This is a genomic window from Mesorhizobium sp. B2-9-1 (assembly GCF_006439455.1).
GTDB lineage: Bacteria > Pseudomonadota > Alphaproteobacteria > Rhizobiales > Rhizobiaceae > Mesorhizobium.
The window spans coordinates 819,721-833,950 of sequence record NZ_VFTP01000001.1 but is presented as its reverse complement, the minus strand read 5'-3'; the positions used below and the strand labels follow the sequence as shown (position 1 = coordinate 833,950).

Annotated in this window: 15 protein-coding genes; 7 read left to right on the top strand and 8 right to left on the bottom strand. The window is 61.8% G+C overall.

Features of this window, described 5'->3' with window-relative positions; all coding sequences use genetic code 11:
* Positions 1 to 168 precede the first annotated feature (168 nt).
* The 4 genes from FJW05_RS04090 (at position 169) to FJW05_RS04075 (ending at position 2,925) form a co-directional block, all read left to right on the top strand.
* A complete protein-coding gene (locus FJW05_RS04090; protein ID WP_140628037.1) occupies positions 169 to 1,038 on the top strand; it encodes an NAD(P)-dependent oxidoreductase in 870 nt (289 codons plus the stop codon).
* Positions 1,039 to 1,044: 6 nt separating this feature from the next.
* Entirely contained in the window at positions 1,045 to 1,749 is a 705-nt protein-coding gene (locus tag FJW05_RS04085) for a DNA alkylation repair protein (RefSeq protein WP_140628232.1), read from the top strand.
* Positions 1,709 to 2,287, top strand: coding sequence for a GNAT family N-acetyltransferase (locus tag FJW05_RS04080; protein WP_140628034.1), 579 nt, complete (start codon positions 1,709 to 1,711; stop codon positions 2,285 to 2,287). Before FJW05_RS04085 ends, FJW05_RS04080 begins: the two co-directional genes overlap by 41 nt.
* A 65-nt stretch (positions 2,288 to 2,352) precedes the next feature.
* Positions 2,353 to 2,925 (top strand): DUF3299 domain-containing protein, encoded by a 573-nt coding sequence (locus tag FJW05_RS04075; RefSeq protein WP_140628030.1) that lies wholly within the window; start codon positions 2,353 to 2,355, stop codon positions 2,923 to 2,925.
* Positions 2,926 to 2,946: 21 nt separating this feature from the next.
* Here FJW05_RS04075 and FJW05_RS04070 read toward each other — a convergent pair whose 3' ends face one another.
* From FJW05_RS04070 to FJW05_RS04055, 4 genes are all read right to left on the bottom strand, one after another.
* Positions 2,947 to 3,438, bottom strand: coding sequence for an Lrp/AsnC family transcriptional regulator (locus tag FJW05_RS04070; RefSeq protein WP_006205209.1), 492 nt, complete (start codon positions 3,436 to 3,438; stop codon positions 2,947 to 2,949).
* Between the two features lie 107 nt (positions 3,439 to 3,545).
* Positions 3,546 to 4,181: a uracil-DNA glycosylase family protein gene (locus tag FJW05_RS04065; RefSeq protein WP_246673190.1), complete on the bottom strand. Its 636-nt coding sequence runs from the start codon at positions 4,179 to 4,181 to the stop codon at positions 3,546 to 3,548.
* A gap of 10 nt (positions 4,182 to 4,191) precedes the next feature.
* Positions 4,192 to 4,803: a glutathione S-transferase gene (locus FJW05_RS04060; protein WP_140628022.1), complete on the bottom strand. Its 612-nt coding sequence runs from the start codon at positions 4,801 to 4,803 to the stop codon at positions 4,192 to 4,194.
* A 47-nt stretch (positions 4,804 to 4,850) separates the two neighbouring features.
* Positions 4,851 to 5,474 carry a thermonuclease family protein gene (locus FJW05_RS04055; RefSeq protein ID WP_140628019.1) on the bottom strand — a complete coding sequence of 208 codons (624 nt, stop codon included), beginning with the start codon at positions 5,472 to 5,474 and terminating at the stop codon, positions 4,851 to 4,853.
* 76 nt (positions 5,475 to 5,550) lie between these two features.
* Between FJW05_RS04055 and FJW05_RS04050 the strand changes: the two genes are divergently transcribed.
* Entirely contained in the window at positions 5,551 to 7,074 is a 1,524-nt protein-coding gene (locus FJW05_RS04050; protein WP_140542429.1) for a HAMP domain-containing sensor histidine kinase, read from the top strand.
* An 11-nt stretch (positions 7,075 to 7,085) separates the two neighbouring features.
* Here FJW05_RS04050 and FJW05_RS04045 read toward each other — a convergent pair whose 3' ends face one another.
* A complete protein-coding gene (locus FJW05_RS04045) occupies positions 7,086 to 8,084 on the bottom strand; it encodes a nicotinate-nucleotide--dimethylbenzimidazole phosphoribosyltransferase (protein WP_140628229.1) in 999 nt (332 codons plus the stop codon).
* 162 nt (positions 8,085 to 8,246) lie between these two features.
* On the opposite strand from FJW05_RS04045, the gene FJW05_RS04040 reads away from it, so the two are divergent.
* Both FJW05_RS04040 and FJW05_RS04035 read left to right on the top strand, forming a co-directional pair.
* Positions 8,247 to 8,480: a DUF1289 domain-containing protein gene (locus FJW05_RS04040; protein ID WP_140628016.1), complete on the top strand. Its 234-nt coding sequence runs from the start codon at positions 8,247 to 8,249 to the stop codon at positions 8,478 to 8,480.
* Positions 8,481 to 8,490: 10 nt separating this feature from the next.
* Positions 8,491 to 9,195, top strand: coding sequence for a TIGR02281 family clan AA aspartic protease (locus FJW05_RS04035; protein WP_140628013.1), 705 nt, complete (start codon positions 8,491 to 8,493; stop codon positions 9,193 to 9,195).
* Positions 9,196 to 9,241: 46 nt separating this feature from the next.
* Here FJW05_RS04035 and dusA read toward each other — a convergent pair whose 3' ends face one another.
* The 3 genes from dusA to FJW05_RS04020 all read right to left on the bottom strand — a co-directional run bounded on the left by dusA (position 9,242) and on the right by FJW05_RS04020 (position 14,085).
* A complete protein-coding gene (gene dusA / locus FJW05_RS04030) occupies positions 9,242 to 10,237 on the bottom strand; it encodes a tRNA dihydrouridine(20/20a) synthase DusA (protein WP_140628010.1) in 996 nt (331 codons plus the stop codon).
* Positions 10,238 to 11,029: 792 nt separating this feature from the next.
* Positions 11,030 to 13,285, bottom strand: coding sequence for a S8 family peptidase (locus FJW05_RS04025; RefSeq protein ID WP_140628007.1), 2,256 nt, complete (start codon positions 13,283 to 13,285; stop codon positions 11,030 to 11,032).
* A complete protein-coding gene (locus FJW05_RS04020; protein WP_181164838.1) occupies positions 13,285 to 14,085 on the bottom strand; it encodes an ATP-binding protein in 801 nt (266 codons plus the stop codon). Before FJW05_RS04020 ends, FJW05_RS04025 begins: the two co-directional genes overlap by 1 nt.
* Positions 14,086 to 14,230 lie beyond the last annotated feature (145 nt).

The window sequence follows — 14,230 nt, the reverse complement described above, 5'->3', positions numbered from 1 at the left end:
CTAAAAGTGCGCAGCGGTTTTAGGGGAAACGACATGCATAAAACAAAGACTTAGATCGCCACCCCGGCCGCCTGCACCAGCCGAAGCGGCTCTGCGTGCCTTGACGAATTTTTCGCTTGGCCTAGACCTTCCGCCACTGGAAACTGTGTTTTGTTGGAAGGCAGGCTTATGGCATCGGTTGCATTTCTCGGTCTTGGCGTCATGGGCTATCCGATGGCCGGGCACCTCAGGAACAAGGGCGGCCATGACGTCACCGTCTACAACCGCACCAAGGCAAGGGCCGAGCAGTGGGTGGCCCAGCATGGCGGCAAACTGGCGCTGACGCCGGCCGAAGCAGCCGAGGGCAAGGACTTCGTCTTCTCCTGCGTCGGCAATGACGATGATCTGCGCTCGGTCACCACAGGTGCGAGCGGCGCCTTCACCGCGATGAAGAAGGGTGCCGTCTTCATCGACAACACCACAGCGTCGGCCGAGGTCGCGCGCGAGCTTGACGACGCCGCGCGCAAGGCGGGCTTCTCCTTCCTCGACGCGCCGGTGTCAGGCGGACAGGCCGGGGCCGAGAACGGCGTGCTGACCGTTATGGTCGGCGGCGATGAGGCCGCCTTCGACAAGGCCAGGCCCGTCATCGACGCCTACGCTCGCATGGTCGGCCTGATGGGATCGGCTGGCGCAGGCCAGTTGACCAAGATGATCAACCAGATCGCCATCGCCGGCCTCGTCCAGGGCCTGGCCGAGGGCATCCATTTCGGCAAGAAGGCTGGCCTCGACATCGAGAAGGTCATCGAGGTGATCTCCAAGGGCGCGGCCGGTTCCTGGCAGATGGAGAACCGCCACAAGACGATGAACGCCGGCAAATACGATTTCGGCTTCGCCGTCGATTGGATGCGCAAGGATCTCGGCATCTGCCTGGCGGAGGCCAATCGCAACGGCGCCAAGTTGCCGGTGACGGCATTGGTCGACCAGTTCTACAAGGATGTGCAGGACATGGGCGGCAAGCGCTGGGACACGTCCTCGCTGCTGGCGCGCCTGGAAAGATAGGTGACGATGCCACTGCCCGATCCGAGCTGGAGCGCCGACGACATCGTCGCTCATTTGCGTTCGGTCGGCACCGAGGACAACCGGGCGGGCATGGCGCGCTTCGGCATCAACACCGCCAGCGCGCTCGGCGTCGGCAATTCACAATTGCGGCCGCTGGCGCGCAAGCTGAAGAAGAACCACGAGCGGTCGCTGCAGCTCTGGAACAGCGGCATCCGCGAAGCGCGGCTGATGGCCGCCTTCACCGGCGAGCCGAAGAAGGTCGATATCGATCAATGCCGGCGCTGGGCCGCGGATTTCGACAGCTGGGAGATCGTCGACACCGTTGCCGACCTGTTCGCCGAAACACCATTCTGGCGTGAATTGATCGACGAGTTTGCCGAAGACGAACGCGAATTCGTTCGCCGCACCGCCTTTGCCATGCTGGCCTGGAGCGCGGTGCATCTCAAGAAGGAGCCGGACGCGACCTTCCTGGCCTATCTGCCGCTGATCGAGAAACATGCCGGCGATCCGCGCAATTTCGTCCGCAAGGCGGTCAATTGGGCGCTGCGGCAAATCGGCAAGCGGTCGATGAGCCTGCACGCCCCTGCCCTTGCGCTGGCGGAAAGATTGGCGGCATCGTCCGACAAGACGGCGCGCTGGATCGGCAAGGATGCAGTGAAGGAATTGACGGATGCCAGACAGCTCGAAAGGCTCGCAGTCGCAAAAGCCTGACCTTGCCGGGATTCGGTTCGTCGGGGTGACGCCAGAGACACGCGCCGACTTCGAAAACCTGTTCGAGCAACCCGGCGCACCGAAATATTGCTGGTGCATGGCCTGGCGCCATTCCACCCGCGAACACATTCAGAACGACGAGAAGAAGCGCATGATGATGGCGCTCATCGACAAAGGCACCCCGGTCGGCATCATCGCCGAGATGGACGGCAGGCCGGTCGGCTGGTGCTCGGTCGCGCCGCGCGAGACCTACCGGAAACTTTCAAAGCAGCAGGACGACAGCGAGACCGGCATCTGGTCGATCGTCTGCTTCTATGTGCCGAGGGCATTGCGCGGCGGCGGACTGGCCTCCGCCTTGCTCGATGCGGCAATCGACCATGCGTTCAGCAAAGGCGCACATATAATCGAGGCCTATCCCGTCGACGGGGCAGCACCCAGCTACCGCTTCATGGGATTTCGCGACATGTTTGCCGCGCGTGGCTTCCATGAGACCGGAGCCGCCGGCGCGCGCCGGCATGTGATGCGGCTGAACCGTTGAGCATGGAGCCGGTCACGACGCTTTTACTCGATTCAGCACATGGACTGGCGGAGGATGGAGCGATCATGAGCAAGCGTTTCAAGTCATGCGCGGCGCTGGCGGCTGCGCTCCTCCTCGCAGCCACGGGAGCCGATGCCGCGGCCGATGTCGCGCATATCTTCTGGAAGGATCTGCGCCCCGCGACGCAAGCGATAGCCGCAGACGCGAACCTGCCGATGATCGCGGCAAAACTGCCCGACCATGGCGAGACCTTGTCGCTCAATCTGCAGGATAAGACGATACAATTAGCCGGCTATGCATTGCCGGTCGATCGTGACGGCGATCTTATCTACCAGTTCCTGCTGGTGCCGTGGACGGGCGCCTGCAGCCACATGCCGACGCCGCCACCGAACCAGATCGTGCTGGTGAGCCCGGCGCATCCCTACAGGATGAAAGAGGCTTACGAACCGGTCGCCGTCACCGGCGTGCTGAAGCCCGGCATGGAGAAAAGCCAGCTTTTCATCCTCGACGGCGTCTCGATCGTCCAGTCTGGCTACACGGTGCGCAAGGCCGAGGTGACGAGCGTCGACAGCGTTCCGGACACTGTCACGCTGCCGGTCAACTCGCCGTGGAATTTTCTCAACAAGAAGAAGAACTAAGGCCCGCGATTTGGCATGGGCTCACGCCGCGTTCGCGCCCGATTCCTTGTCCAGCACCATGTAATCGAGCGGAATTTCCGTCGTGTACTTGATCTGCTCCATGGCGAAGGACGACGAGACGTCGCGGATCTCGATCTTGGCGATCAGCCGCTTGTAGAAGGCATCGTAGGCGGCGATGTCGGGCACCACCACGCGCAGCAAGTAATCGACGTCGCCGCTCATGCGGTAGAACTCGACCACTTCCGGGAATTCCTGGATGACCTCGGAGAAGCGCCGCAGCCATTCATGGCTGTGCGAATTGGTGCGGATCGACACGAAGACGGTGACGCGCACATTTACCTTCTCATGATCGAGGATGGCGACGCGACGCTTGATGACGCCTTCTTCCTCAAGTTTCTGGATGCGCCGCCAGCATGGCGTCGTCGACAAGCCGACTTTCTTGGCGACATCGGCGACCGCGAGCGTCGCGTCCTCCTGCAAAAGGCGGAGAATTTTTCTATCGAGGCGATCCATGGGAGGCTCCAGGGGAATAGTTTGGCTATAATCCCTTTTATCAGAGCCTTTCACAAGAAAGAAATTCTGCCGATGGCGGTAAATGCGAGTGATTTCTTGCAGAATGCCTAATCGATGCGATAGCGGATTTCCGCCCTCAGGAAGGGCAGCAAATCCATTTCAAACCAGGGATTCTTCTTCAGCCAGCCGGTGTTCCGCCACGATGGATGCGGCAGCGGCAGCACTTTCGGCAGGGACGGTCGATTCCATATGGCGCGCCAGTTCCTGACCGTCTCGGTCAGTGACGGCAGCCGTGTCGTGCCCATATGCCATGCCTGCGCATAACCGCCGATGGTCAGCACCAGGTCGATCTGCGGCATCAGCTCCATCAGGTCCGGGCGCCAGGCCGGCGCGCATTCGCGACGCGGCGGCAGGTCGCCGCCCTTGGCATCCTGTCCGGGAAAGCAAAAGCCCATCGGCACGATGGCGAATTTTTCGGAGTCGTAGAACTCCTTGCTGCTGACGCCGAGCCAATCTCTCAGCCGGTCTCCCGAAGCGTCGGTGAACGGCATGCCCGACACATGCACCTTGGTGCCCGGCGCCTGGCCGGCAAGCAGAATGCGCGCGGTGGAAGACGGCTGCAGCACCGGCCGCGGCTCATGCGGCAGGGGTCGGCCGTGTGGCTCCTCGACGCAGATGCGGCAGGCCCGCACCCTTTCGGCGAGGCGCTGCAGCGCTTGTCTCGTATCGGGCAGATTATCCAATTTCTGTCGCTCAGGCTGCCGCGCTTGGCCGGCTTGCAAGTGCCGCATACCAGCGCAGCACGTTCGTGCATTCGTCCGGCACCTTGATACGGGCTGGTTTCATGAAGTCGATGGCGACCATGCCGGTGATGTCGGCGACCGAATAGGCATCGCCGGCGGCGAATTCGCGCTCCGCCAGTTCATGGTCGAGCAGGTGCAGGAATTCGATCGCCTTCGGCTTGTTGGCCTCGCCCCATTCCGGAATTTGCGGCACTTCCCATTCCTTCATCGCCGGATGGATGTGCCGGAAAGCGGCGGCGACGCTGCTCATCAGGTTCAATTCCAAGCGTCGTTGCCACATCTCGACTTTTGCCTTGCCGAGCGCGCCCGTGCCGAACAGCGCGGGCTCGGGATGCAATTCCTCGAAATAGCGGCAGATGGCGATCGATTCGGTGATGATGGTGCCGTCGTCGAGCTCGAGCACCGGCAGGCGCCGCAGCGGATTGCGCTTAGCAACCTGCTCGCCGCGATGCTCCAGCGCGCCCATGTCGACAGGCACCAGCGGCACCGTCAGCCCCTTCTCGGCAAGGAAGACGCGCACGCGCCGGGGATTGGGCGCGCGGCCGCCATCGAACAGCTTCATTTCATCCTCCAGCTTCTCCACCGGATCATAGGGCGCGGGTCAGCCCATCACCAGAAGCGAACAAATTCGCGCAACGCATCGCCGAACGAGGCCAGCACGCCGTGCTTTCTCTCGACCGGCGCGCCGTGATGGCTGTCGCGCCAGTCCTGCGGCTCCGCGAAAGTGCCTGCCCAGATGCCGGCCTTGGCCGCTCTCGCCGCTGCTTCCTCGGTCTCAAAACCGCCGAAGGCAACCGCCCATCCGGCCTGCACCTGGGCCTGGTTTAGGTCGGTGTCGCCTGCCTTGCAATCGCCGAGCAGGCGGCCGTAGCGGTCGCGCTGCCAGCCGCTGCAGACAACAGGCCTGCCGGCGATCAGGCGTACCAGCGACTGCCGCGCCAGCTTGCCGCAGGGATAGTCGGCGCCGGCCTTTTGGCAGGTCTGCTGATACTCCGGAGCATCGATGCCGCGCATGCGGATGCGCTCGGCCCCGAGCGTGATCGAATCGCCGTCATTGACGATCGCCGTGCCTTGCTCCTGGCGCCTCTCGAAGCGGTCGAGGCGTGCCGCCACCAGGATGAGCAACCCAAGCAGAAGGATGGCAAGTCCGTAGTCCAGCAGCTTGCGCCAGAGGCTTTGCGGCGAACTCGCCGCGTAGCGGCGGCGCGGTCCTCGCGGCCCGAAACGGCTCATATGGCAAACAGTCTCTTAATCATTCGAACGTAGCTTAACGAACTGACAGTCGCTGCGCGCAGAAATTGAAGTCTGTATGCCTTTGCAACGCTCGAACACAGCGGATAAATTTATTGTGGACCGCCGTAAACCGCACCGCAACAGCGATGTGGCGCGCGCGGTGCGCAAGACGCGCGACCGCCTCTCGCAGCAGGCGGGCAGCCTCGATTTCGACCGTGAACTGCTGAAGCTGCATGCGCGCGCCATGTCGGTCAGCGCGCTTGCGATCCCCTTGCTCGTGCTCGCCGTGGCGGCCATCGGCCGGCTGGCGGGTCTGGACAGCCAGATCACCATCTGGGCCCTGTCGACGCTGCTTTGCTACACGATCGTCGCGTTCATGGCGCGTCGCGTGGAGCGGACCGAGGCGGCCGAACTCGACCCGGCGCAGACGCGTCGCGACTTCCTGATCGGCCATTTCCTCTGCGGCCTCGGCTGGGCGTGGTTCGCCTGGGTCGGCTGCGCCACATGCCAGATCGACCAGTTCCATGTTGCCAAGGCCATGGTGCTGCTGATCGCCATGGCGACGACGGCCGTGATGGCCTCCTCGCTTGGCGGCGCGCTGTTCGCGACCTTTGCCATTCCCGTTGCCGTCTATGTCTACACCGTCATGCGCCTGTGGACGCCGATCGAAGCCACGATGGCGGCCTTGCTCATCGCGGCGCTTCCCTTCTTCGGTTACGTCGCGCGCCATCTCAATCAGGCTTCGCTGATGCTGCTCTCCTTCCGCTCGGAGAAGGACGCGCTGATCGCCGAGCTGGAGACCGCGAAATCGATGTCGGATGAAGCAAGGCGGCGCGCCGAGGACGCCAATCTGGCGAAATCGCGTTTTCTCGCCTCGATGAGCCACGAGCTCCGGACGCCGCTCAACGCCATCCTTGGCTTCTCCGAAGTGATGGCCAATGAAGTGCTGGGGCCGATGAGCAATCCGACCTACCGCGACTATGCCCATGACGTGCATGAGTCCGGACAGCACCTGCTCGACCTGATCAACGAGATCCTTGACCTGTCGCGCATCGAGGCCGGCCGCTACCAGCTCAACGAGGAGCCGGTCGTGCTGGTGACCATCGTCGAGGACTGCTGCCATATGATGGAGCTGCGCGCCCGCAACAAGGACATCCGTATCATCCAGGAGTTCGAGGAGACCCTGCCGCGCCTCTTCGCCGACGAGCGTGCCGTCAGGCAGATCACGCTCAACCTCCTGTCCAATTCGATCAAGTTCACCCCGTCCGGCGGCGAGGTGCGCGTGCGTGTCGGCTGGACCGCCGGCGGCGGCCAGTACATCTCGGTCAAGGACAACGGCCCGGGCATACCGGAAGAGGAAATCCCGGTGGTGCTTTCCGCCTTCGGCCAGGGCTCGATCGCCATCAAGAGCGCCGAGCAGGGAACCGGCCTCGGTCTGCCGATCGTGCAGGGCTTGCTCGCCATGCATGGCGGCGAGTTCGAGCTTCATTCCAAGCTGCGCGAAGGCACCGAGGCGATCGCCATCTTCCCGTTGAGCCGGGTTATGGAGGAATTGCCGGCCTTGCCGACCAAGACGGTCGCCGCGCGCGGACGCCGCTGACTCGCCGGGCGCTAAAGCCGCACAGCCAGCGCCATGCCCGAGCTGGTCAGTGCCGCGGCCTTGACGATACCGGCGGCGAGAGCAGCCCCTACCCCTTCGCCATGGCTGATCCCGAAATCAAGCAGCGGCCGCAATCCGAGCCTTTCGGCCGCCTTGGCGTGGCCGGGTTCCGGCGACAGGCCGGCAAGCAGGCAGTGATCTAGCGCGCCGGGATTAGCCGCATATAGGACGGCGGCCGCCGCTGTCGCCGCGAACCCGTCGAGGAGGACGGGAATCTTCTCCATGCGCGCCGCGAGAATGGCGCCGCAGATGGCCGCGAATTCGCGCCCGCCGACCCTGCGCAAAACCTCGAGCGGGTCTCCCAGACCCGGGCCATGGAATGCCAGAGCCCGATCCACGACCTCGGCTTTGTGTGCCATCATCGCCGCATCGGCGCCCGAACCCGACCCGACCCAGTCGGCTCCCTCGCCGCCGAACAGGGCGGCGCAAAGGGCGGCAGCGATCGTCGAATTGCCGACCCCGAGATCGCCCAGGCACAGGAGATCGGCGCCACCGGCGACCGCTTCCATGCCGAAGGCCATGGTCGCGGCGCAGCCGCGTTCATCGAGCGCGGCCTCCTCGGTGATGTCGCCCGTGGGGATATCCAAGGCGAGATCGAAGACTTTCAGGCCGAGATCGTTGGCGATGCAGACCTGGTTGATCGCGGCCCCGCCGGCGGCGCAGAGCTCGACTTCATTTGCGGTCGCCGCCACCGGCCGCGGCGAGATGCCGTGCCTGACGGCGCCGTGATTGCCGGCGAAGATCGCCACCAGAGGCCGATTGATCGCGGGCGGCGCGCGCCCGCTCCAGGCAGCAATCCAGGCCGCGACGTCCTCAACGCGGCCGAGCGATTCCTTCGGCTTTTCCGCTTTGGCGAAAAGCGCCCGGACACGGGCGCTCGCCGCATCGTCGGCTGGCGGTAATGCCGCCAGAAGGTTTCGGAAATCGTCGAAAGGCTTAGCAGGCATTATGTCGGTCACGGTTCGTTGCGGAAGTCGCAAGCGGCATAGCCGCCTTCTCCACCCGGCACAACCGCCTGGACGATGCCGCGAACGCGTTGCCTTGCGGCGCAATGCGGAGGGCTTGCATTGCTCCGGCGGTTGCACCATGTGGAATAAAGGCAAGAGAACAGCATGACCGCCATCGAATCTCCCTGCATCCTGGTCTGTTCGATCGATATGAAAACCGGCTTCTGCTTTGGTTGCGGCCGCACGCGCGACGAGATTTCCGCCTGGCTCGCCATGACCCCTGAAACGCGACGATCAGTGATGGCCGAACTGCCGGCGCGGCTCGAAACGGTCGAGCGGCGGCCGCGCCGCGAAACCCGGCGTACCCGCATGGCGCGCGAGCGCGGCGGCGTTTTGTGAGAAGAAACCGATGAACCGGCTGTTCTGGATCGTCATGGCGGTGATCGGCGTCGGGGTCGTGCTGCTGATGCTCAACAATTCAGCCGGCCACACTTTCGGCATGAACAACAATGATTTCGGCCGGCTGATCTGGGTTGGCGTGCTGGTGATGGTGATCGGTGCGAGCCTGCTCCGCTCCGGCAGGCCGCTGGGCGACATGGCGCGCAATCTCGGCGTCTGGGCGGCATTCGTGCTCGTGCTGATCGCTGGCTATCAGTATCGCTACGAGTTGCAGGATGTGGCGAGCCGCGTCACCGCCGGCTTTGTCCCAGGCAGCCCGCTGGCGCTCGGCGTGGAGAATGGCCGCCCGACCGTCACGCTCGACAAAGCCGACAACGGCCATTTCGAAGCCCGGATCCTGATCAACGGCACGCCGGTGCGGGCGGTGGTGGACACCGGCGCTACCAGCACGGTGCTGACATCCGAAGATGCTCAAGCCGCGGGTTTCAACCCGGCGGCGCTCAGCTACAGCGTAGACGTCGCCACGGCCAACGGCATGGCGCGCGCTGCGACGGTCAGGACCGACGAGGTGGCGATCGGCGGAATCGTGCGCAAGGACATGTCGGTGATGGTCGCCGCGCCCGGCATGCTGGACCAAAGCCTGCTCGGCATGAACTTCATCGGCTCATTGTCGGGCTTCGACGTGCGCGGCGACCGTATGATCCTGCGGGACTGATGCGTGTCGCGCAGCAGTATGCGGCGCGACACGCATTAACCGACAGTCAGGCCGCCTCGGCTTCCGCCGCCGCGAAATCGATTGCCAAAAACGCGGTCTTCAGCACCTCCGGCCCGGCGCCGGGTTTGTTCGCGTCGGTGGAGAGGATCTGCCGGAAGCGGCGCGCGCCGGGCAAGCCGTGGAACAGTCCGACCATATGGCGGGTAATGTGGCCGAGCCGCCCGCCCCGCTCGATGTGGCGCTCGGCATAGCCGGCCATAGCGTCGACCAGGGCCGAATAATCGAAAGCGGCAGGCGCCTCGCCATAGAAGACGGCATCCACGCCGGTCAGGATCCCCGGCGTATGATAGGCCGCGCGGCCGAGCATCACGCCGTCGACATGGGAAAGATGCGCCGACGCCTCGGCGAGCGACTGGATGCCGCCGTTGATGCCGATGAATTCGTCCGGCTTTCTGGCCTTCAGCCGGTAGACGCGCGAATAGTCGAGCGGCGGGATCTCGCGGTTTTCCTTGGGGCTCAGCCCTTCCAGCCAAGCCTTGCGGGCGTGCACCCAGAGCGCGTCGGCGCCGGCGGCGAGCACGCCGTCAGCGAGCGTGTCGAGCGCGGGCCCCGGGTCTTGATCGTCGACGCCGATACGGCATTTGACCGTGACGGGGATTTTCACCGCGGCCTTCATCGCCGCGACGCACTCGGCGACCAGAACCGGCGTCTTCATCAGGCAGGCGCCGAACGTCCCCGACTGGACGCGGTCGGATGGGCAGCCGACATTGAGATTGATCTCATCATAGCCGAAGGCTTCGCCGATCCGCGCTGCCTCGGCGAGCTTTGCGGTATCCGATCCGCCAAGTTGCAGCGCAACCGGGTGCTCGACAGCGTCGAAGCCGAGCAGTCGCTCGCGTGCGCCATGGATGACCGCATCCGCCACCACCATCTCGGTGTAAAGCAGCGCGCGGCGCGTCAGCTGACGATGGAAGAACCGGCAATGCCGATCCGTCCAATCCATCATCGGCGCGATAGCAAATCGCCTGTCTAAGTCATTCATTTCATTATACTTTTTAGATCCAAATCGGTCCAATGCCCCGCAGGACCGACTGGTAAAGTAGTCCCATATCATATCCGAAGGTGCGCTGCACGCCGACAGATGTGCCTCGGACGGTAGTGATCAGGCCCGATTGGCTACTTGAGCGTGCACACGGCACACTACAGAAAGTCCCTACTTCGCGGGATCCAGGTGGTTTCCGTGGATACAAGCAGCGTAACCATGCCCGCTATCAGGCTTCGCCATGTGCCGCGGGGATCGGGATCCGCTGCAGGTCGCGATCACCGATACATGACCTTCGGAACGAGCCAATGCCGGTCATTCCGCACAGCAGTCGGCAACAGCCGAAATGGGGCCGTAAGTGGAACGACGGCTAATAGCTCAGAAGCATGGACAGCGGACTCTAACTCCGGCGTTCTTGGTTCTTATCCAGATTCCCCCTAACCAACAGCTTTTCTCACATCTTAAGTGGCTTAGCGGCCGCTTCGGCGCCTTCTGCCGAGTGCGACCTGTTGCATTCGTTTTGCGCAGGAGTTCCATGCGCTCTCGGGGTTTAAGCATCAAGGGCGGACGCGCTCAGCAGGTCCCCAGCCTCTGTCGTCAAAGCCAACGGTCGATCATGCTGTATCTGGAGAGTTCCATCCTGACCGCTGCCCTACCGCCCGAGAATCAAAGTGGGTGGGAGTTCCGCAGCGGCTTCGTTCACCAGCAGCTTCCGTGCCGTTCGAGCTTTTCTGCTTGGTTCTTACCATAAAGCAATACCTGTCGCCATCACACCCGAACTTGAGCGATCTTCTATGCTCGCGTGGTGATGCGGATGTCGGTTCGTGAACGCATCGGCTGTAGTCGCGCTTGGTGAGCAGTAACCACCCTGTCATAAAGGTCTACGGCTGAGTTCCGAAGTGTGAGGATAAGGGCAAACTTCATCTGAGCACGCCCTCCCCCTGAATGGCCGTGAGCTCTTGAGATGTGGCTCACGTCAAACGCAGGCGCATTTAGGGAACTGGCGCGCTTTCGCTTTGATCTCGTTATAGTCGTTTCCCACTTTTGAGCATCGTCACGCCGCATGTATTCGGGAGCGTAAAAGTCATCTGCGCCGAAAAACGTGTCAGATGCTGGCCATTTGGGGGTGATAAGCTTGCCTTCCTTGTTGTGGTACGGGGGAGGCAGAGTGATCGAATCCGGCCTAAATTGTACCTCAAGACCGCCTCGGGTGTAGTTGATCGAATCCTCAGGATCTACGTCGCAAAACAAGCAGAAAGTAGCCTTGATCTCGACGTTGCCGGTCAGCCCGGGCGGGACTGGCAAATACAATCGCACTGCTCCGGTGATAGGCATTTGGCGCTGGTAGACAATGTGAGCCTCTCCGTCACCGCAGGTGATTAAGTCATTCAGCTCATGAGAGACCCTGCCCCAGCCGACTTCGCCCCTTAGGTGGTCTCCGGAATTTGCCTGATGTACTAAAAGCGCCTTCATTGTTGGTGCCCACAATGGATCGCTGAATTGTGCTCGAACACCGACGCCACTCCGCATCGCCAGCGGCGCTGCAAAGCTAGTTCCTTGCGTGCCGCTGCCCATATGAGGCGCGACACTGTCGAGTGTCAGGAATGGTGCTGAGTACGACCCGCCAAAGGTTATGAAGTCAGGCTTCACATATCCTGGGCTGCGGCCTGGACCAATCGCGCTGTAAGTAGCTCTCCGCCAGCTGGCATCCATTTTATCTGCAGCGCCAACCGCAATCATGTTCACGCCATCAGAGGGCGGCTGCACCCTGTTCAGCTTGGTAGCGTGATCTCGTTCGCCGTTGTTCCCACAAGCGACGGTGGCAACGGTCTCCCCCTCAGCCAGGAGCATGTCCAGTGTTGAGGTCCACGAGTTAACGTCGTCGTCCTCCATGGCGCTGTCGGGACCAAGGCTCAAGTTCACGAAGTCGTAGCGCCGGCTGCTGAGTACGTCCTCTATCCGATCAAGAATTGAGTACAACTCGAAGTCGTCGGCAGCTGTGTCTGTTCCAAGAACACGCCAATGATCGACATTGGCCCTGGGCTGAGCCGGTGGCACTCCCGGTTCGAGTGGACCAAAGAGAAAAGCTGATGTTACCGCAAGCCCATGATTTTGAGCGGCTGGCAAGGGTGCTCCTACACCAGGTGCGTCTTGAAGATTCACCCAGCGGTCCAAGCCGTGATTATTTGGCAGCCCACCATCGAAGATCGCAACTGCTAAGTCGGGCGCAATGGCATCCTCATCCGGCAAGCTCACGGAAAAACCAGGGACCATGCCTCGGATCATTGGGTCCATCGCAACGATCCGTGGCATGCTCCTGACCGCTCTCAAGAAAGAAAATTTCAGCAGCTCGGGCACGGCTTCAGCCGGAGCGTACATTGGGATGAAGCAGAGACCGCCGTTCTGCCGGCGTCTTTCTGCCCAAACATCAAGCCCCAGTGATCGCGAGTATTCCTCGAAGCCCTCGATGACATAGTCACCATACTCAGGATCGGCGTGGAGAACGACCTCAAGTGGCTGTTCCCCTTTTTTATCCGGCAAAGCTTTGGCACGATCATCGCCGGGAAGCTCGACCCTTTCTAGTTGCCGGAATTCACTGCGAAGACTGGCTTCGGCTGGCCGCCATTGTTCAGCAATTTGAGCAAAGCGTCGAAGGCGATCTCTGCGGCCGGACAGGTAGAGCAAAGGCGCGGGTTGAGGGCGAGGATCTTCAGTTGCGCGACCGTTTGCCGCTTTATCCGGAACTATGTGAACAGCACGGCTACCAAGGTGGGAGAGCTTGAGTTCTTGAATCAAACTGGCTGGATAGTAGCTTTTGGCCAAATAGGTGGGATGAAGTGTAAGAGCGACAACAGTGTCACCGCCTGGGCAAGCTAGCGCCGGTAGACTTTCCAGCTCTGTTGTAACTCTGTTCAGTTGCGGAGCCAATCGCTGGAAGGCTTCGCTGAACGTATATGGATGTGACTTCTCACCCCCACCACGAGAGGGCCTGCCCACCTCTTCGCTGAGCTTCTCACCACCGCCGATCAGATAGCGTAACTCAGGCATCAGTCATCCTCCTGACCCAAGATGGGTTCGTCTGCTTGGTCTGTGGCGCGGTGCTTGCGTAACGTGTCGCGCGATATTCCGGTAAGGGCGCTGATCTTGCGCTGAGGGATATTCAACTGGGCAAGCAGCGCAATCATACGCTTTCTGTCGCTTGCCGGCGCCGCATGCACCTCTCGCCCGATCAGCTCAAGCAAGGCTTCATCCAATGTAGCTCCCGTGACAGTGGACCGCCTGCGAAGCCACTTCACGGCCCTCGCTATGTCACTGTTGGAACGGCCTTCCCATAGCTGCTCTAGTGAGGGGATGAGACTGGCGAAGTCGCCGTCGACCTCACCGAAATTCTTTCTAATGACCATCCCGCGCTGCTCCCGAGTAGGCAGATCGAACTGCACAACTTCGTCAAACCGCCTCCAGATGGCTGGGTCTAGCAATTCAGCGTGATTGGTGGCTGCAATGAGAAGGCTTGTGGCAGGCCAGGTATCGATTTCCTGCAAGAGAACAGTGACAAGTCGCTTGAGTTCTCCGACATCGCCTTCATCGTCTCGACGCTTTGCGATCGCATCAAACTCATCAAGCAGGAGCACGCACTCCATGCTCTTCGCAAAATCCAGTACTGAACGTATGTTCGACCCAGTTTTACCGAGAAAACTGCTCATAACGGTAGCAAGGTCAAGGGTGACCAACGGCATGTCTAATGAAGCTGCGATCCATCTCGCTGACAGGGTTTTTCCAACACCAGGCGGGCCGGAAAAAAGCAACGTTCTTGAGGGCAAAAGATCCTGGCTGGCAAGCTCATCCAAGTGCCTTCGCTCCGCCAAGACTTGCATGAGCCTAAGCGCCACGTCTCCGGCGTGAACTGGATTAGTCTCCAACACAACCGGATGCTCAAACCGGACCAATGACAAGCGAGAGTCGGCGTCCACCGGCATTCGGACAGGGCTCGCT